The 18,167-nt window shown below is 71.6% G+C and carries 16 protein-coding genes; 11 read left to right on the top strand and 5 right to left on the bottom strand.

Features of this window, described 5'->3' with window-relative positions; all coding sequences use genetic code 11:
• Window positions 1-61: 61 nt before the first annotated feature.
• Complete coding sequence (locus KIP79_RS48385; protein WP_256447283.1) at window positions 62-196, bottom strand: hypothetical protein; 135 nt, start codon at window positions 194-196, stop codon at window positions 62-64.
• 27 nt (window positions 197-223) lie between these two features.
• Here KIP79_RS48385 and KIP79_RS16110 point away from each other — a divergent pair, with 27 nt between their 5' ends.
• The 3 genes from KIP79_RS16110 (at window position 224) to KIP79_RS16100 (ending at window position 1,872) form a co-directional block, all read left to right on the top strand.
• Window positions 224-835, top strand: coding sequence for a hypothetical protein (locus KIP79_RS16110; RefSeq protein ID WP_214105619.1), 612 nt, complete (start codon window positions 224-226; stop codon window positions 833-835).
• On the top strand, window positions 802-1,176 hold the full coding sequence (locus KIP79_RS16105) for a phosphotransferase (RefSeq protein WP_214105618.1): 375 nt from the start codon (window positions 802-804) through the stop codon (window positions 1,174-1,176). The genes KIP79_RS16110 and KIP79_RS16105 overlap by 34 nt, the downstream gene beginning before the upstream one ends.
• Window positions 1,177-1,530: 354 nt before the next feature.
• Window positions 1,531-1,872, top strand: coding sequence for a hypothetical protein (locus KIP79_RS16100; RefSeq protein WP_214105617.1), 342 nt, complete (start codon window positions 1,531-1,533; stop codon window positions 1,870-1,872).
• A 163-nt stretch (window positions 1,873-2,035) separates the two neighbouring features.
• On the opposite strand, the gene KIP79_RS16095 is transcribed toward KIP79_RS16100, so the two are convergent.
• Genes KIP79_RS16095 through KIP79_RS16085 form a run of 3 tightly spaced genes read right to left on the bottom strand, consistent with a single transcriptional unit; the run spans window position 2,036 to window position 3,814 of the window.
• Window positions 2,036-2,377 (bottom strand): hypothetical protein, encoded by a 342-nt coding sequence (locus tag KIP79_RS16095; RefSeq protein ID WP_214105616.1) that lies wholly within the window; start codon window positions 2,375-2,377, stop codon window positions 2,036-2,038.
• A gap of 46 nt (window positions 2,378-2,423) precedes the next feature.
• Window positions 2,424-2,735 (bottom strand): hypothetical protein, encoded by a 312-nt coding sequence (locus KIP79_RS16090; protein WP_214105615.1) that lies wholly within the window; start codon window positions 2,733-2,735, stop codon window positions 2,424-2,426.
• 38 nt (window positions 2,736-2,773) lie between these two features.
• On the bottom strand, window positions 2,774-3,814 hold the full coding sequence (locus KIP79_RS16085; RefSeq protein ID WP_214105614.1) for a tyrosine-type recombinase/integrase: 1,041 nt from the start codon (window positions 3,812-3,814) through the stop codon (window positions 2,774-2,776).
• A gap of 643 nt (window positions 3,815-4,457) precedes the next feature.
• Here KIP79_RS16085 and KIP79_RS16080 point away from each other — a divergent pair.
• The 8 genes from KIP79_RS16080 (at window position 4,458) to KIP79_RS16045 (ending at window position 17,346) form a co-directional block, all read left to right on the top strand.
• Window positions 4,458-5,417 (top strand): ABC transporter ATP-binding protein, encoded by a 960-nt coding sequence (locus KIP79_RS16080; RefSeq protein WP_214105613.1) that lies wholly within the window; start codon window positions 4,458-4,460, stop codon window positions 5,415-5,417.
• Complete coding sequence (locus KIP79_RS16075) at window positions 5,414-6,253, top strand: ABC transporter permease subunit (protein ID WP_214105612.1); 840 nt, start codon at window positions 5,414-5,416, stop codon at window positions 6,251-6,253. Before KIP79_RS16080 ends, KIP79_RS16075 begins: the two co-directional genes overlap by 4 nt.
• A 28-nt stretch (window positions 6,254-6,281) precedes the next feature.
• A complete protein-coding gene (locus KIP79_RS16070; protein WP_214105611.1) occupies window positions 6,282-8,300 on the top strand; it encodes a YcaO-like family protein in 2,019 nt (672 codons plus the stop codon).
• 539 nt (window positions 8,301-8,839) lie between these two features.
• Window positions 8,840-10,756: a TOMM precursor leader peptide-binding protein gene (locus KIP79_RS16065; RefSeq protein ID WP_214105610.1), complete on the top strand. Its 1,917-nt coding sequence runs from the start codon at window positions 8,840-8,842 to the stop codon at window positions 10,754-10,756.
• A gap of 9 nt (window positions 10,757-10,765) precedes the next feature.
• The gene (locus tag KIP79_RS16060; RefSeq protein WP_214105609.1) at window positions 10,766-12,361 is read left to right on the top strand and encodes a SagB family peptide dehydrogenase; all 1,596 of its coding nucleotides are present in this window, start codon (window positions 10,766-10,768) and stop codon (window positions 12,359-12,361) included.
• A complete protein-coding gene (locus tag KIP79_RS16055; protein WP_214105608.1) occupies window positions 12,358-15,099 on the top strand; it encodes a lantibiotic dehydratase in 2,742 nt (913 codons plus the stop codon). The genes KIP79_RS16060 and KIP79_RS16055 overlap by 4 nt, the downstream gene beginning before the upstream one ends.
• Window positions 15,092-16,114 carry a thiopeptide-type bacteriocin biosynthesis protein gene (locus KIP79_RS16050; RefSeq protein WP_214105607.1) on the top strand — a complete coding sequence of 341 codons (1,023 nt, stop codon included), beginning with the start codon at window positions 15,092-15,094 and terminating at the stop codon, window positions 16,112-16,114. The genes KIP79_RS16055 and KIP79_RS16050 overlap by 8 nt, the downstream gene beginning before the upstream one ends.
• The gene (locus KIP79_RS16045) at window positions 16,111-17,346 is read left to right on the top strand and encodes a M50 family metallopeptidase (RefSeq protein ID WP_214105606.1); all 1,236 of its coding nucleotides are present in this window, start codon (window positions 16,111-16,113) and stop codon (window positions 17,344-17,346) included. The genes KIP79_RS16050 and KIP79_RS16045 overlap by 4 nt, the downstream gene beginning before the upstream one ends.
• Here KIP79_RS16045 and KIP79_RS16040 read toward each other — a convergent pair.
• Window positions 17,336-18,109 carry an AfsR/SARP family transcriptional regulator gene (locus KIP79_RS16040; RefSeq protein ID WP_214105605.1) on the bottom strand — a complete coding sequence of 258 codons (774 nt, stop codon included), beginning with the start codon at window positions 18,107-18,109 and terminating at the stop codon, window positions 17,336-17,338. The genes KIP79_RS16045 and KIP79_RS16040 overlap by 11 nt on opposite strands.
• Window positions 18,110-18,167 lie beyond the last annotated feature (58 nt).

Raw genomic sequence — 18,167 nt, 5'->3', positions numbered from 1 at the left:
CTGTGAATTCGGAGGCCCGCTCGACGCCGGAGCACGGTGGCGGAGGTGTGGCCTCGGGGTGTCACCAGGTGACGGGGAGTTCGTAGACGCCGTAGGCGAGTCGGTCGTGCTTGAAGGTGAGACGGTCGAACTCGGTGGCGAGTTCGAGGGTCGGGATGCGCTTGTAGAGGGTGCCGTAGACGATCTGCAGTTCCACCCGGGCCAGCTGCTGGCCGACGCACTGGTGGCGGTCCGCCCCCAGTGGGCGAGCCTGCCCGGACACGTCCGCCACGCGATCGCCGACCGGCTCGGCGGGCCCGTCACCGACGTCGCCGATCAGACCGGCGGCTTCACCCCCGGGGTCGCCGCCCGCCTCCGGCTCGGCGTCGGCGCGCCCACCCGGCATGTGTTCGTCAAGGCCGTACAGGCCGGCCACCCCTTGGCCGCCGCCTACCGGCACGAGGCCGCCGTCGCGGCGAGGCTGCCAGCGGCCACGCCGGCACCTGGCCTGCTATGGGCAGCCGAGGTGGACGGCTGGTTGGTGCTGTGCTTCGCCGCGATCGCCGGCCGTCACCCCGACCTGACGCCCCGCTCACCCGACGTGCGGCTCGTGGTCGACGCGGTCGCCGCCGCCGGGCCCGTGCTCACCCCAAGCCCGGCACGCGAGGTTCCCACCTCGGCTGAGGCGCGGGGCCGCTGGCTGCACGGTTGGCAGGCCATGGCGGCCGCCGGGGGCGACCTCGATGAGGCACGCCCATACGGGATCGACGTGCTCGCCCAGTGGAAACCCTGTGGCTCGATGACGCCGACGGGGAAACCCTCGTGCATGGGGACCTGCGCGCCGACAACATGCTGATCAGCGGCGGCCGGGTGCTGCTCGTCGACTGGGCGCACGCCACCCGAGGCGCCGCCTGGCAGGACCACGCCGACCTCATCCCTCATCTGATCATGGCAGGGCACGACCCCGACCAGGCACTCAAGATCGCCTTTCCGGGCCGTCAACCCGCCTGGGAGACGCTCGCCGGCTACGCGGCCGCCTACGCCGGATACTGGCTGCGGATGAGCCGCGAACCCGCCCCCGCCGGGGTGCCGCACCTACGCGGCTACCAGCGGCGGCCCGCCCGCGCGGCGCTGGCCTGGCTGCACGCGCTGACCGGCCCGCTTGATGACGACGTGCCGATCTACGCCAAGGACTAGGGCCCGCTCTCGACCGACCGGGGACGGGCATTTCACTTGCTGCCAGCCTGGGGCAAACCGATTACCACGCGACCCAAACGCCTCTGCCCGGCTAAACGGGAATGGCCCCCTCATGTTTAGTCACGTAGTCGAAGATTCGCGGCCAACCCCGAAAATCGGGGTTAGATCGAGGTCAAACGTCTAGACGGGCACAGAAATCCACTCACATGCTGGGAAGGAACGACAGGTTAGAAAGGAGGTGGAGACCTTCACAACTCACCTTGCCTTTATGAGATCGGCTCTCTTGAGCCATTTCCAGGCGCTATTTCCTCGACCGGATCACCTTGGCCGAGATAGCGCCGGAAGGAGACGAAGATGCGCGGAAAACGTCTACTCTTCGCCAGCCCGCTGATCGCCGCCCTAGCGTTCGGGACGGTCGACACCGCACAAGCCACGGCCGCTCCGACCTCCGCAAGCGCCGGCAACAGTCACCTCACGCCCACCTCGAACATGGCACCGCCCACGTGCAGGCAGAACTTCGCGGAGGCCGCCCTCAAGGAGTGCGCGCAAGGCTACGACGACGGATACGAGGCAGGGCTAGCCTCGTGCAACGACCTGCATTCTCACCACCATCGCGCGCTGACGCCTGAGATTCAGAACATGGCTTACGGCCATGGCTACGAAGCCGGGAAGGAGCGGGGTCGGGCCAAGTGCTAGCCGCTGCGGAGCTGCAGCCATACATGGCGTGCACCATTCCGTAAAGGATCTCAAGCCGTCCAAGGTGGGTCTGTCCGGCTACAGGCCGGACAGGCCGACTTCCCATTGAGCGATCCACGCCTGGATCAGCGCAGTTGGCCTCCTGCGGTTGGCTTCCCCATGGTCAGCCGGCAAGTCTCCATCCGTCTGCTGCCCGGATGTACAGCCCCGGTTTGAACTGCTGGGCCTGGAGGACAATTTCGAGCACCAGGCCGAGCTCGCCGAAAAGCCGCGCGTGCCGGTCCTCGTCGTTGTCGCCGAGGATCGCCGCCATGTCCTCGTACGGGTCGTCCCCGCCGAACGGGCGCCGGTGGTCCAGGCCGGGCGCGCCCGTCTCCCGGTGTCCTTCCCATGCGCTGCGGGCGCGGCCGAGCAGGGCGAGGTGCTCGGGCAGCACCTCGAACTGGTCGGTGTCGGCGATGGCGCGCCACACCGTGTAGGGGCTCGGGTCGTACATTTCCGTCATCGTTCAACGCCTCTCGTCGCTTTTCCTCGGCTGGCTTTCCCGGGGGTCAGCCCACGGGTCTCCATCCGTCTTGCGCCCGGATGTAGATTCCTGGCTCGAACTGCTCGGCCTGGAGCAGCACGCCGAGGACGAGGCCGAGTTCGCCGTACAGGCGTGCGTAGCGGGGTTCGTCGGCGGGGTCGTGCCGTCCGTCGGTGCGGCCGTCGACGATGCGCGCGATGTCGTCATAGACGCTGCCGTTCCCGAATGGGCGTTTGGCGCTGAGGCCGGGGGCGGTGCCTTCGCCGGTCTGCAGCAGGTGCGTGTTCGCGTGGCGCAGCAGGGCGAGGTGGGCGGGCAAGACGTGGAATTCGTCCACCCATTCGAGCTTTTCCCACGTTTCTAGGGACAATTCGTCTATTTGTCCTCCATGATCACAGTCCGACGCCCCTCATCTTTTCGCGCCACCGGTCCACCGCGCGGATATAACGCAGCAGCACCGGAGAGTTGATCGCCCACCGGCCGTGTTTGGCGATGACCGAGACCGGCACCCCGGCTGCGTACGCCACGGTGGCGCCCCGGCGCGCAGGCTGTGCGCGGTGTACTCATCCGCCCGAGGCACCCGGGCCGCGACTGCCAGACCCCTGACGATGGTGTTGACCGCGACATCCGACAGGCTCGGGCCGAGCCGTCCGCCCGCCCAGATGCGGCGCAGCAGGCGACCGTCATGCTGGTCGTCCTCATCGAGGACGGCGCACCAGCCCGCCAGGCGGTGACTGGGTCGGTCAGCGGGTGAGTGCCGCGGGGGATGGCGATGATCGCCCCGCGGGCGTCCTTGTCGGTCTTGCTGGCGCGCACCAGGACTTCGATCCCCTCGGCCGCCTCGCTGACGTCGCCGCGGTGCAGGGCTGCGAGTTCGCTGCGGCGGCCCATGAGGGCCAGGCCGAGCATGAGCACCAGGCGGTCGCGGACGCCGGCCCGGGTGGACAGGTCGCACGCCTCTGTCATGGCGCGCAGGACGGGGATCGTGACCGGGGGTGCCTCCCGCTGGGCGGCCCGGCCGGTCGCTGCGCGGTCGCGGCGGTAGCCGCGTAGCACGACCAGGGCGGCGGCCGAGTCGGGTTGGCCGGGATACCCGGCGGCGCGGTGCATGGAACGGATGGCGCCTTGGGCCTGCTCGATCGTGCTGGGGTCGTACCCGGCGTCGCACAGGTGGGTGACGTAGTCGGCGAGCGTCTGTGCGGTGGCGGGCAGGGCCAGGCGGCCGTGCTGGGCGCACCAGGTCGTGAAGAGGTTCCATTGGCGGGTGTAGGCGCGGCGGGTGTTGGGCGGGACGGCGTCGGCGAGGCGTTCGCGGGTCCGATCGCTGATTGCGAAGTCTGCATCTGTGTATCCGATTTCGGTGGTTATGGGCCCGGTGTCACGGGAGTCGCGTTTGGCAAGCTCTGACCCGTGCATCCCCACCCCCGGCCCCCACTTTCGATAAGGACAGCTACCGCAACTTCGGCTGGATCGTGGAGGACGCGAACCCGTCCACCACCGGCTCGGTCACACTCAAGCTGAAGCGAGATCGTCGCATCAAGAACCGGCCGCTGCTCGTGGAACTCCAGCGCAAGTGCGACGCCGCGCTCACCGCGATCTGGAACATGGAGCGGGCGAAGACCACGACGGCGACCGCCGCGGCCGTCGGCGTCGGCGTCGCCCGCCGGGGCCGCCTGCCTCGCCGGCGCCGTTTTCGCGCTCAACGCCGACCTGCTTCCGCTGTCCATTCCGCTGGGTGCCCTCGGCCTCATCGGCTGGGCTCTGGGGCACTTCGTCCACCGCTATGTGAAGGCGACCAAGACCGCACAGCTGACGCTCCTGATCGACCGCCAGTACGACTTCGTTTACGAGACCGGGGAGCAGGCCAGCCGCCTGCTGTCGAAGCCTCACTCTCGCTCGGCCGGCCTGAGGTGATCGCGGCGCAGGAAACAGCCGCCGACCGATTACCGGGGAGCGCGTCGGGAGCATGCGGGGAGCGGCTCGGCGAATTATTCCCTCAGCCGATGTCTGGTGCTGAGGAATGGGTGGTTGACATGAGCCCGCGAACTGCGCGGCAGGTATGACGGATCACCAGGACGTGCGGCCGGGCTCCACCACCGCCGCCCCTGTGGTGGTCGAGTTGGCGAACGTGACGAAGGCGTTCGGTGCGGTCCAGGCGGTGCGCGGCGTGACGCTGCGGGTCGAGCCAGGACAGGTCTATGGTCTGCTCGGCCCGAACGGCGCGGGCAAGACGACGCTGATGCGAATCCTGCTCGGCCTGGTACGCAGTGACGCGGGCACCGTCCGGGTCCTCGGCGAGCCGCCAGGGGACCCACGGACGCTGCGCCGGATCGGTGCCCTGATTGAATCGCCCGCTTTCGTCCCTCATCTGTCGGGGCGCGTGAACCTTCAGGTGCTCGCCCGGGCTCGCGGGCTGCCCGACGCGGAGGTCGACCGGGTGCTGCGGGTGGTGGACCTGGAAGGGGCAGCCGACCGCCGGGTAACCGGCTACTCCCTCGGGATGCGGCAGCGACTGGGTGTCGCGGGCGCGCTGCTCGGCGAACCGTCGCTGCTCATCCTGGACGAACCGACCAACGGCCTCGACCCCGAGGGCACGGCCGCGATGCGTTCGCTGATCCGCGACATGGCGGCCCATGCGACTGTCCTGCTCTCCTCGCACCTGCTCGGCGAGATCCAGCAGGTCTGCGACCGCGTCGTGGTGCTGGACAAGGGTGAGGTCGTGGCCGAGGACTCGGTCTCCGAGCTGCTGTCACGGGCCGGAGAAAGGACCGTCGTCCTCGAGGCCCAGCCGGCGGACCTGACGGAAAAGGTCCTGAAGGCGAACGACGCCTGGTCCGGCGCCACCCGGGACGATTCGTCCTGGCGGCTGGAACTGGACGGGGCCGGCGTCCCCGCGCTGGTCCGGGCACTGGTCGAGGCCGGCGTCGAGGTGCACGAGGTACGGCGCGAGCGCCGGTCCCTGGAAGAGGTGTTCTTCGCGCTGACCGGAGACCACCACCCGGTGAGGAGCGGCACATGAGGAACGCGCTCGCCGCCGAGGCGCTGCTGATGCGCAAACGCCTGGCGCCATTGGTGGTCGGCGGGACCTGGATCGTGCTGGTGGTCGCCTTCGGCTTCGGCGTCCCCTACATCGTCTACGCCACGCTGGACCCGGTGACCAAGGCCGCCGACCGGGCCGCGCTGCTGGACCTGCTGCTGCCCTCCGCCGCCCACACCACCGCGGCGGGCAGCTATCCCCTGTTCGGCGGAGCGATCATGCTGATTCTCGGCGTGCTCGTCACCGGGCCGGAGTACCGCTGGGGGACGTGGCCGGCCCGGCTGTCCCAAGGTCCTGGCCGAACCCAGGTCGTGCTCGCGAAGGTCCTGGCCGGCGCCGTCGTCGTGGTCGTCATCGCGGTCGCGGCCCTGGCGGCGTCGATGGTGACCTCGGTCGTCGTCGCGCTGGTCGAGGGGCAGCCCCTCACCTGGCCCGCCGCCGGCGCGGTCGCCGCGTCGCTCGGCGTCGCGGTGTTCATCTCCGTCGCCTGGCTGAGCCTCGGGGCCGCGCTCGGCGTGATCTTCCGGGGCGTCGGCACGGCGCTCGGCGTGGGCCTGGTGTGGACGCTCGGCCTGGAGAACGCGCTGTCCGGCCTCGCCGGGGTCGTACCCGCGCTGGAACCCGTACGCGCGGTCCTGCTGGGTCCGGCCAGTGGCTCCCTGGTCGCCGCGCTGGGCGTGCCCTCCCTGAGCGAGGGGGGCGCCGTGGGCGTGGGGGAGTACATGAGCGGTCCCGTCGCCTGCGCCGTGCTGCTCGCCTACACGGCCGCCGGGCTCGCGGTCGCCACCGTCCTCATCCGCCGCCGTGACATCACCTGACGCCGAGCACCGCACCCGGGAGGCTGTCTTGACCACCCAGATCCCCGTCGTCGTCCGTCCACGGATGCGTACCGACATGGCGTTCCTGGAGACCCAGGACGGCGTGTACGTGCGCGGGCACGGTGACGGCTTCGTCATCAGGGGCGCGGGCGCCTACCGCTACCTGTCGGCGCTGCTGCCGCATCTCGACGGCTCCACCAGGTTGAGCGACCTGCTGGACGGGCTGCCCCCGGCGCATGCGGAGAGCGTCCGGTCCCTGATCGTCATGCTGGCCGCCCGCGGGGTCATCACCGACGTGCCAGAGAGCGACGCGCTCCAGGATCCGGAGCTCCGGGCCAGGTTCTCCGGCCAGATCGCCCTGCTTGAGCAGCACGGCGACGACGGCACGGGCTTTCTCCGTGCCGCGACGGCACGGGTTCTGGTGGTCTCCGAGGACCCCGCCCACGCGGCGGCGCTGGCGGACGCGCTGACCGCCAACGGTGTCGGCAGCGCCGCTCCGGGGGCGGTCCTGGTCGGCTCGGCCGCGGGCGTGTCCGGCGCCGACGTCGTCTGCCTGATCGCCGCGGACCGCCCGTCGCCCGCGCTCTTCGACCTGGCCGAGCGGGCCAGGGCGGCGGGTGCGGCCTTCGTCCCGCTGGTACGGATCGGGGACCGCCTGGTGCTCGGCCCGTGGCAGCACGGCGAAAGCGCGTGCGCCTACTCGGCCGTCCTGCGGATGAGCGACAACGGGATACCGGGCAGCCCGGACGTGTGGCAGGCGGCCGGTGCGGGCGCCGGCGCGGCCGGCCCGGTTGCGGCGCTCCCCGGCACCGCGGTGTCCATCGCCGTCAGCATCGCCGGTTTCGAGGTGTTCAAGGCGCTCACCGGCGGCATCGCCTGCGACCTCGACGACGCCGTCGTGATCGTCGATCCGGACCGCCTGACCGTCGGGATCGAGCGCGTCGTCGCCCATCCCGCCTCGCCACACGAGCCGGTGTACCGGGTTCCCGAGGACGATGGTGCCGACATGTTGCCGGTCGAGCGCGCCTACCAGCGCTTCGAGCGCGTGGTCGCCGGCACGGTCGGCATCATGCGGGCGTTCGACGACGACGCGCTCTCCCAGATCCCCGTCAAGGTCTCCGCCCTGATCGCACCGGCCGCCGATCCCGCGCCGATCGTCGCGTTCGGCTCGGAGACCCTGCTCGAAGCCAGGGTGGCGGCCCTTGAGGAAGCGGCCCTGCGGTACGCCCTCAACATCCAGCGCCGATGCGGCCTTCTGGCTCCGGCCATGCCGGGCGCCGAGGTCGTCGCGGCCGAGCGGTTACAGACCTGGCTCGGCGGCGCTCCGCTCAGCCACGACCCGCTGGTGGCCGGAACCGACCTGGCCGGGGGCTCGCTCGCGATTCCGCGCGCGGCCGTGCTCGCGGGTCCCTGGGATCGTAGGAACGCCCGATTCGAGCCTGACCTGGTCGGGGCGGCGGCGGGGGACACGCCGCAGGTGGCCCTGTCCAGGGCGCTGTTCGGGGCGGCGGGCGCGTACACGATCGCGGCGGTCGCCCGCGGCGACATCCGGGCCGCCCGGGTGGACGACCCGGCGGAGGTCGAGGGCGCGGAGCCGCAGCAGCTCACCCGCCTGGCCATGCTGGTGGACGCGGTGCGTCAGGACGGCCGCTCGGTGGTGTTCCATCAGGCCCACGGCCTCGTACCGGTCGCGATCGTGCTGGTGCGGGACGGCGCGCGGGAAGAACTCCTAGCCCGGGCGGGCAGTACCTGGCTCAACGCGGCCGAGTCCGCGTTGCTCGCCCTCGTGGGCGAAGGCCAGCTCGCCGGGTCGCCGACGGGCTGGGCGACCGGGCCGTGCCTGCCCGCCGCCCCGGCTCTCGACGGCTTCTCCCTCACGGCGGCGGAGGACGTCCCGGCCGAGCCCGTTGATCACGACCTGGTCGTCGCCCGGCTGCGCGCCGCCGGCCTGCGGGCCGGGGCCGTCGATCTCACCCCGCCCGACCTGGCCGGGGTCACGACTGTCACCAGGGTCCTGCTGTTCCGCGGGACCGGCTTGTCGCAGTGACCAGCCGGCTGGGCCCTGGGGCGAATTCCCCCGGGAAGGAGGTGAATGACCATGGCGCTCAGGGATGAACTGCTGGCCCTGGAGACCGCGACGTTCGAGATCGCCGACATCAGCGATGTCGGCCAGGACGCCGCCGGCTGGTGCAGCTCGTCGTGCAGCTGCTCCAGCTGCTGCTCGTGCAGCACGTCCAGCTGCTGCTCCACCAGCACCAGCACGGGATGCGGCGGCGGCTGAGCCGCGTATCCGTCCAGCCGGCACTGACCTGAAAGGCACCGGATGAGCAAGACGCTCGGCCTCGAGCTGCTTGAGCTTGAGGCGGCCACCTTCGAGGTGGTCGACACCATCGACCCGGCCATGGACATGGCCGCCACCAGTTCGTCCTGCAGCTGCTCCAGCTGCTGTTCGTGCAGCACCTCCAGCTGCTGTTCGTGCAGCACCAGCACGTCCAGCTGCGGCTGATCCACAACTGAACCCTGCGGGCCAAGGGCCCTGGCCCGCAGCAGTCCATCAGCCCGTTCCGCACGGAAGGTCCGCGTCCATTGACGAGCTTGACAGAGGAGACCACCGCCCAGCCGGCCGCCGCCGTGCTGCGGGACCACATCGCGTCGGTCCTCTCCGACGCGGTGGCCGAACGCTGTGGCGCGGTGGACATCGCCACGCTCGGGGTGCCGGGGGAAACCGATCACTTCACGATCCCCGGGCACGCGCGGCGGGCTTCGGTCAGCGTCCGGCGCCACGACATGACCATGATCGTGGCCGCCACGCCCGGCGGCGGCCCGTGCTCCCGCTGCCTCGACCGCCGTTGGACGGGGTGCCGGCCCATGGTGGAGCGGCAGGCCCTCGACGAACCGCATGGGGTCGTGCGTTCTGCGGTCACCGTACCGGGCCCGCATGTGCTCGCCATCGTCGCCGCGCTGATCGAGGCGGCCGGGCGCAACGCCGTACCGGACGCGCCGACCCAGCCCGTGTGGGAGATCGACCTGCTCACCGCGCGGATCGACCGCTTCAGCCTGCTCAAGGACTCCTCCTGCGAGGCCTGCTCGGCGCCAGAGCCGGACACTGCGGAGAACGCGCATATCCTGCTCGCCCCCACCTCGGCCGCCCGCCCCGGCGCGACGCGCTCGCGCGCGCCCGAGGACCTCGGGCTGCCGATGGACGCGCTCGCCAATCCGGTGTGCGGGATGCTGGGCAGACCGCCGCTGCGCGTCTACCACGCCACCGCAACCGCCCCCGTCACCGGCCGCTTCCTGGCCCGCAGCAAGTACGGCCTGCACGAGATGTACTGGAGCGGCCACGCCGAGAGCTACGGCCGCAGCGAACTGCTCGGCGCGCTCGAAGGGCTGGAACGCGACGCGGGTCAGCGGGTTCGCCGCGTCGAGGTGGCCCGGTGGGCGCGGGTGACCGAACTGGACGCCCCGCACGTCCCCATGGAGGAGTGCGGGCTCTACGACCCGGCCTTCTACCTGTCGCACGTCGACAAGTACGTGCCGTGGCACGAGAACCCCTCCGTGCCCTGGGTCTGGGGATGGTCACTCCGCGATGACCGGGCGGTCCTGGTGCCCGAGCAGCTCGTGTACTACCTGGACCACCGCACGAACCACCGGAACACCGTCCAGGAGTGTTCCAACGGCTGCGCGTCGGGCAGCTCGGTCACCGAGGCGGTCCTGCACGGCCTGCTCGAACTCGTCGAACGCGACGCCTTCCTGATCAGCTGGTACGCGGGGATCACCCCTCCGGAGATCGATCTCGACACGGTGGACCACCCCTTGGTCCAGCAGATGCGCGCCCATGTCGACCTCCAGGGCTACGACCTCCGCTGCTTCGACATCCGCGCCGATGTGCAGGTGCCGGCCGTGGGCGCGGTCGCCGTACGGCGGGACGGCGGGCTGGGGCGCCTCTGCTTCGCCGGGGGCGCGTCCCTCGACCCGGCCGACGCGGTCAGGGCCGCCGTGTGCGAGGTGGCGTCCTACGTGACCGGATTCGCCGACCGGGTGGCCGCCTCCCGCGACCACGTCGAGCGCATGGTCGCCGACTACGACCACGTCAGCGAGCTGGAGCATCACGCGCTGCTGTTCGGGATGCCGGAGATGGCGCGGCACGCCGAGCACTGGCTGCGCCAGACCCGCCGCACCCCCCTCGATGAGGCGTTCGCCGACTGGACCGCCGGGCGGGAACCGGTCACCGACCTCGCCAGGTCCGCCCGGGAGATCGTCGCCCTGCTCGCCGCAGCCGGGTTCGACACGGTGGCGGTCGACCAGACCACGCCGGAGCAGCAGGCGATGGGGCTGCACACGGTCGCCGCGCTGGTTCCGGGGCTGGTGCCGATCGACTTCGGGTGGCGCAGGCAGCGGGTGCTGTCGATGCCGCGGACCCGGTGGGCGCCCTACCGGGCGGGGCGGACAGCCCAGCCCCTGAGGCCGGAGCAGCTGCATCTCGTCCCGCACCCCTTCCCGTAGGAGTTTCAGGTGAGCGCTGAGATCGCGCTGGACTACGCGCGACGGATGTTCGAGCGACAGCACGTGCCGCTGCCGCCGCTGGGGTTCCAGGTGGACTGGGCCGATCAGCCGTCCCGCCACAAGCTGTACCTGGACACGGTCAAGGTGCCGCTGCCGGAACCGTTCCGCTCGATGCCCCCGGTGGGGATCGGCTCCGCCCTGCGGATCGCCGGTTCTGCGCAGGCCCCCGGGGTGCCTGATCTCGGCGTGCTCGCCTCCATGCTGGGCTGCTACGGGCTGACCGGCCGCCGTACCGAGCCGAACTGGAACGACGACAGCCACGCCAAGATCCGCTCGGACCAAGCGGTCTGGGCGCGGCCCACGGCGTCCGGCGGCGGCATGTACCCGGCCGAGAGCTACCTGGTGGTCGGCCGCGCCGGGCCGCTGCCCCCGGGGGTGTACCACTACGACACCGCGCACCACAGCCTGGACCGGCTGTCCACCGGCGACCGGTGCGGCGCGCTCGCCACGGCCACCGGAGTACGGGCGGAGCTGTACGCGGTGGTGACGCTGCGCTTCTGGAAGAACGCCTTCAAGTACAACTCGTTCAGCTATCACGTGGTCACCCAGGACGTGGGCGCCCTGCTGGCCTCCTGGCGGCTGGTGCTGGCCACGCACGACACGCCGGTCGAACCGGTCCTGTGGTTCGACGAGGCGGCCGTCGGCGCCGTGCTCGACGTGGACGGCCATGATGAGGCGCCCTTCCTCGTCCTGCCCCTCGGCCGTACGGACACCGACGCGGACGAGGCGGTCAGGATCCAGGTGCGGGCACCGCACCGGGTGTGGGAGAAGTCCCGGCGGGTCCGGTCGTTCGAGCTGGTCAGCCGGGTCCACGCGGCGGCCCTGGTGGGCGACCTGCCCCGCCCGGATCTGGCGCGGGCCGGGGCCATATCAGGCGACCCGGCGGACGCCCTGGTCCCGCTGCCGGACCCCGCCCCGGAAGCCGCCGACCTCGACGTCCGGGACAGCCTGCGCCGCCGCAGGTCGAGCTTCGGCCTCCTCAACGCCCGCCCGCCGCTCGACGCCCGCGATCTGGCCTGGGTGCTCTCGTCGGTGGCACAGGCCGGACTCGCCGGGACGGACGTCGCCCCGGCTCCTCGCGGCCACGGGTGGACCGGGCAGTGGGTCCTGGCGAACAGCGTCGCCGGGCTGGAGCGCCGCGCCTACCGGTACGACGCCGCGCGGGGCGGCCTGGTCGCGGGCGCCGCGCTGGACGTTAACCTGCAGCGGCTCTACGCGCTCACCAACTACAGCCTGCCGGAAGTGGCCGCGGTCCTCGTCGTGACCGGGCGGCTGGACGCGCTGGTGGAGGCGTACGGCGCGCGCGGTTACCGGATGCTCTCCATCGAGGTGGGCCAGGCGGCCCAGACCGCCTACCTGGCGGCCACCGCGCGTGGACTCGGCGTCGGCGCGGTGCTCGGGCTCGACAACATCGGGATCGACGAACTGCTCGGCATCGAGGGCACCGGCGAACGGAGCATGGTCTTCATGCTCCTCGGCCACGAGCGCGCCCCGCGGCTCGGCTACGACCACAGCCTGTACCGCTCAGAAGGGGGCACACGATGACGGACGTCCTCGACCATCCGCCGACCGGTCTCGGCCTCGACCCGGGCGCGGGCCGCTGGCGGCTCGGCGAGGCCTTCCTGCTCCGGGTCGCCGGGCAGCCCGCCGACGTGGTCACGGCCGTGCGTACGGACAACGCCGTGGCCTGGACCCTGCGCGTCTTCGACCACGAGGCGGCCAGGGACGCGGCGGGGACCCGGCTCCGGGAGGAGATCGAGCGGACCGTCGCCAGCCTGGACAGCGGTGATCAGAACCGGGTCGCGTTGATCAACCTGCGCCGGGACGTCTTTAACGCCCGGCAGCCCCGGCCCGCCACGCTGGCCAAGGCCGAACAGGCGCTCACCTCTGTCCTGCTCGCGGACTGGCGAACCGCCATGGCGTCACTCGACGAGGTCCTGGCAGAGGGCGCGGAGATCCTCGCCGCGGACGTCGCCGCCGCCCGGGTCCGGGCCAGGGCCGTGCTTGCCGACGACGCGCTGCGCTGCGCGGTGCTGCTGCAGTCGGAGGTCCTGGAACGGAGCATGGACCGCTACCTCGACCCGGCCAGGAAGCTGGACAAAGCCGGGCGGCAGACCGAGTGGACGCTGCTTGAACTGCTCTACCGGGCCGCGCTGAAGACGAGCCCGTTCAGCACGCTCACCTCGGTCGGCCTCGGGCGGTTCACGTCCGAGGCCACCCGCCCGGTGCCCGAGCCCGCCTCGCTCCGGCAGCGTTCCACCGTACGGCTCAACGTCGCGGTGCTCGCCAGGCTGTCGGCCGCCATCCTCGCGGACCCGGGGCTGAGGTCCGACGTCTCGGTCACGCTCGCCCCGGGCGTCAGCGTGGACGGCGACACCGCGCGGTACGTCCGCCGCAGGACCACCGCCGGCCTCGACCCCGACGCGGTCGTCGCGATCGACGGCGTACACGAGGATCTGTTCTTCCTGCCCAGCGGTCCCGCGCTGAACGACGTGGTCACGATCGCCAGGCAGGCCAGGCTGACCCTGCGCGAGCTGTCGGAGAAGGTGGCGGCCGCGGCGGACGACCGGACCGCCGAGGCGACCGACCGGCTGCTCGGCCACCTGCTCAGGCTCGGCCTGCTGCTCGCCCCCGACCTACAGCTCGACCTGGGGTCGCCCGACCCGGCCGCCGCCTTCGGTGCAGGGCTGGCCACCCAGTCCCACCCGGCCTTACGTCGGGTGGCGGCGGCCCTGGACCAGGCAGGCGATCTCGTCACCCGCTACCCGGCGACCCCCGCCCGTGGCCGGGCCGTCCTGCTGGCGGAGATCCGCGGGCGGGTCCGCGACGCCTACGACCTGGCCGGCGCGCCGGAGCGGCTGGTGCCACGCACCCTGGTCTACGAGGACACGACGATCACGAGCGACGGCATGGCGACAGACCGCCGCGCCTGGGAGAGCCAGGCGCTGCCGTCCCTGGCCGCGCTCGCCGACATCCTGCCCGCCTTCGACCTGAGCCTGCCGCGCCGCCTGACCGCCCTCGGCTTCTTCAAGGCCAGGTACGGATCCGGCGGCCGATGCGACGACCTGGAGCGCTTCTGCCACGAGTTCCAGCGCGACTTCTTCGCCCCCTACGCCCAGCGCTCCATGCGCAGACGCGCCTTCGACGAGGGCAACATCTACCTGCCGCAGGAGAACTGGTTCAAGCTCCCCGAGCTGGCGGCGCTGGATCGGGCCCGCGAGGCGGCCTCCCTGCACCTGCGCGGTCTCCAGCCCGAGGCGGGCACCCCGGAGGAGATCCGGCTGGGTGCCGACTTCGTGGCGGCGGTCCTGCGGCATCTGCCGGCCGACGGCAGGTTCGACCAGCCGTGGTCGTTCTTCGTCCAGCTCGCGTCCGCCTCCGGGCGGCCCGGTGACGGCAGGCTGGTGCTCAACCAGGCGTATTCGGGGCTGACCCTGATGTTCTCGCGGTTCGCGCACAGCCTGGAGGAAGGCGGGGCGCGGGCGCTGCTCGCGGAGACCCTGCGCCGCGCCACCCCGCCCGGGGCCGTACTCGCGGAACTGCGCGGCGGCTACGAGACGACCAACCTCAACATCCATCCGAGCGTCACCGACTACGAGATCGTCTGCCCGGGCGACATCAGCACCCGGCCGCCCGGCGAGCAGATCCTCCTCGACGACCTCGTCATGGTGCACGACGAGCGGGCCGACCGGGTGCGGCTGATGTCCGGCCGGCTCGGCCGCGAGGTGATCCCGATCTATCTGGGCTTCCTGCTGCCGATGGCGCTGCCGGAGGTCCAGCAGGTGCTGATGTGCTTCGCGCCGGGCGGCATGGCCCAGATCGACCTGTGGGCCGGCACCGGGCAGCCGGTCCCGGCCGAGGGCATCACGATGTACCCGCGCCTGGTGCTCGGGGACCTCGTGCTCCAGCGCCGCATGTGGAAGCTGAGCACGAGCGTGTTCCCGTTCCGCGACCCCCGGCACAGCGACGCGGAACACCTGTTGAAGGTCCATCGGTGGCGGCGCGAGCACGGGATTCCCGGCCGGGTCTTCGCCCAGGTCGACACCGCCGGCCGGGGCGCGGGGGACGGCGAACGCAAGGCGACCCGCAAGCCGCTGCCCGTCGACTTCGGCAGCTGGATGTCCCTGCAACTGCTCGAACAGCTGGCGCTGGGCGCGTCCGCGCGCGTCGTGCTGACCGAGTGCGCCCCAGACTTCGGCGAACTCTGGCTGCGCGACGAGCACGGCAGGGCCCATGTCGGCGAATTCCTGATCGAGCTCTACGAGAGGGGCCGGCATGGGTAGCGAGTGGGTGGCGCTGCACGTCTTCTACGCCAGCGACGCCAATCCGATCGTCGTCGAGGCCGTTCGCCCGCTCGTCGCGGGCCTCCGGGAGGACGGCCTGATCAGCGGCTGGTTCTTCATCAAGTACTGGCAGGAGGGCCCGCACCTACGCCTGCGGTTCAAACCGGCCCGTCCCGCCGACCGGGCGGAGGTCACCCGCCGGGCCGTCGGCGCGGTGGAGGACTTCCTCCGCCGGCGCCCCGCACTCTACGAGAACGACGTGGACGGCCTGGCCGACCTCTACAAGCGGATGTACCTGGCCGAATACGGCGAGGAACGCTGGAACGCGGAGTACGGCGCCGACGGCCGGATGCCGTTCCGCCCCAACAACAGCGTCGCGCTGCTGCCGTACGAGCCGGAGTACGACCGCTACGGCGGCGAGGCAGGGATCTCGATCGCCGAGTGGCACTTCGAGCGGTCCAGCGACATGGTGGCCCAGCTGCTGGCCACCTCCAACACCCACGTGCGACCGGTGCTGCTGGGGCTGGCCGCCCAGTTGAGCCTGATGACCGCCTACACCTTCCTCGGGGACGACGAGGCGGTGAGCAGGTTCTTCCGGCGGTACCGGACCTTCTGGGAGACCTCCTACCAGGAGCCTTCGGACGGATACCACGACTCGTTCGACAAGAGCCTGGAGCTGACTCGCGACACGTTCGCGGCGCGGGTCGCCAGGATCGGATCGCTGGCCACCGCCGAAGGACCTCTGGAGTCCTCCGGCATCGAGCGGACCTGGTTGAACCACTGCCGGAAGCTGCGTGACCGGGTACGGGCCGCCGCGGGCCGGGGTGAGCTGCTGTTCCCCTCGCGTAGCGGCGGAACCGCACCGATGACCGACGGGGAGGAACTGGCCACGGTCCTGCTGAGCTCGTACATCCACATGACCAACAACCGCATCGGCGCGGCCATCCTGGACGAGATCTACCTCTCGTATCTCATCGAGCGGGTGCTCGAACCCGGCCTCGCGAGGTCGGCGTGACGGACCTCTCCGCGCCCGCCTGGCTCGACGACGCCCGTCCCAAGCTCAGGCAGTCCGTACGGGTGGGGCCCGCCCTGCTGAAGGGAACCGCCACCGTCCACTTCGTGGCGGAGGCGGATACCCAGGCGTACCTCCAGGTGGGTCCCCGCGAGGCGTTTCTCATGGGGCGTCTGGACGGGTCGCGTAGCCTCACTGAGATCGGCGTCGAGTACGCCGAGCGGTTCGGCAGGCGGCTGGGCGTCGAGCACTGGCAGCAGCTCCTCGGCCTGCTGGGCTCGCGCGGGCTGCTCGACCCCGCCGACCCCGGCCTGCTGGCGGACGTCAGGGAGAAGGCGGCGCTCGCGCGCAGGTCGGAGGGACGTACCCCGCTGCTCTGGCGGCTGCCCATCCCCGGCGCGCCGGATCTCGTGCCCCCGGTCGCGCGCGCCTTCGGATGGCTGCTCCGGCCGATCGTCGCGGTGCCCCTCACCCTGGTCGGCCTGGCGGTCTGTGCGCAGGTCGCCCTGAACTGGGCGGCGCTCTACGCCTCCCTGGGGGAGGCGGGGTCGCCGTGGTGGGTCACGGCTCTCGGCCTGCTCATCTCGTGGATCACGATCGGCCTGCACGAGTTCGGCCACGGCGTGGCCTGCCACCGCTACGGCGGGCGGGCCACCCAGATCGGCTTCATGTGGCGCTTCCCGTTCGTCGCGCCCTACTGCAAGGTCGACGACATCGTCACGTTCGCCGCGGCGCGTCACCGGGTCGCGACGTCCTTCGCCGGGATCTACGTCAATCTGCTCGCCGTCCTGCCTTTCGCCGCCTTGTGGCTGTGGGGCCCCGCCTCCGGCTGGCCGCACAACCTGGCCACCACGCTCCTGCTCTTCGGAACCGTCACCGTCCTGGTCAACCTGCTGCCGGTGCTCCAGCTCGACGGCTACCACATGCTCGAACACGCCACCTCGACGATCGGGCTCCAGTCGGAGTCCTTCCGGTTCGCGGGGGCGTTCCTGCGCCGTGGGCCCGCCGGCGTGCGCGCCTATCCGCGTCGGGCGCGCTGGATCTACACCGCGTACACGGCCTTGTCGGCGGCCGTCCTCGGGCCCGTGCTGGCCTGGCTCGGGGCGGTGTGGTTCGGCACCCTCGACGACCTGTGGGGCCCGGTGCCGGCCGCGCTCGTCCTGGCCGCCGAAGCGGTCCTGGTGGTCGTCTTCCTGACCTGGGCCCTGCGCAGGCGCCGTGCCGTCAGGAGCTGACCTCGGCCAGATTCCGGTCGCCCCGGAGAATCGCCTCCTCCAGGTCCCGCAGCAGGGGGCCCGGCTCAAGCCCCAGCTCGTCGATGTACAGCCGCCGCGTCTGCCGGTAGACCGCCAGCGCCTCCGCCGTACGGCCGGAGCGGTACAGCGCGCGCATCAACTGGGCGCGCAGCCGTTCCCGGAAGGGCTGCTCGGCGACCAGCCGGTGGAGTTCGGCGGTCACCTCGGCGCTCCGGCCGAGCGCGATCTCCAGGTCGAGCCACTCCTCCTGCGCGGACAGCCTCCGCTCGGTCAGCTGGACCGCCGCCCGCTGCATGATCCGGCCGGGCACTCCCGACAGCGGGGGGCCCTGCCAGAGCGAGAGCGCCGACCGCAGCCGCGCGGCGGCCAGCGTGGTCTGTCCCAGCGCGGCGAACTCGCGTGCCTCGGCGAGCCACCGGTCGAACACGGCGGCGTCGAGCCGCGACTCGCCGAGGTGGATGGTGTATCCCGCCGGATAACCGGTGATCTCGGCCGCCGGCACGCCGACGTCCCGCAGCCGTCGCCGGAGCATCCAGACGCAGTTGTGGATCTGGTGGCGCGCCCCGTCCGGCGGACGCTCGTCCCACACGGCCGTGATCAGCGACTCCACCGGCACCATGCGGTCGGCGTTGAGCAGGAGCGCGGCCAGCACTACCTGCTGCCGTGGGCTCTTGAGCTGCACGCGCCGACCCTCGGCGCCGAGCTGGAGGGGTCCCAGGACGCAAAACTCGATCTTCGGCATCGGACCTCCACGTGCGGTGTGCGACCGTCCAATACCTGACCAGACGGAGATCCACCGC

The organism is Acrocarpospora catenulata, from assembly GCF_018476525.1.
In the GTDB taxonomy this organism is placed as follows: Bacteria; Actinomycetota; Actinomycetes; order Streptosporangiales; family Streptosporangiaceae; genus Acrocarpospora; species Acrocarpospora catenulata.
Note: the sequence above shows the minus strand (reverse complement) of the source record. Positions and strands in the feature narration are given on the sequence as shown.

Coding starts and splice junctions, on each gene's coding strand:
- KIP79_RS16080 (WP_214105613.1), top strand. CDS start 4,458: ATGACGGATCACCAGGACGTGCGGCCGGGCTCCACCACCGCCGCCCCT.
- KIP79_RS16055 (WP_214105608.1), top strand. CDS start 12,358: ATGACGGACGTCCTCGACCATCCGCCGACCGGTCTCGGCCTCGACCCG.
- KIP79_RS16095 (WP_214105616.1), bottom strand. CDS start 2,377: ATGACGGAAATGTACGACCCGAGCCCCTACACGGTGTGGCGCGCCATC.
- KIP79_RS16075 (WP_214105612.1), top strand. CDS start 5,414: ATGAGGAACGCGCTCGCCGCCGAGGCGCTGCTGATGCGCAAACGCCTG.
- KIP79_RS16040 (WP_214105605.1), bottom strand. CDS start 18,109: ATGCCGAAGATCGAGTTTTGCGTCCTGGGACCCCTCCAGCTCGGCGCC.
- KIP79_RS16085 (WP_214105614.1), bottom strand. CDS start 3,814: ATGCACGGGTCAGAGCTTGCCAAACGCGACTCCCGTGACACCGGGCCC.
- KIP79_RS16050 (WP_214105607.1), top strand. CDS start 15,092: ATGGGTAGCGAGTGGGTGGCGCTGCACGTCTTCTACGCCAGCGACGCC.
- KIP79_RS16100 (WP_214105617.1), top strand. CDS start 1,531: ATGCGCGGAAAACGTCTACTCTTCGCCAGCCCGCTGATCGCCGCCCTA.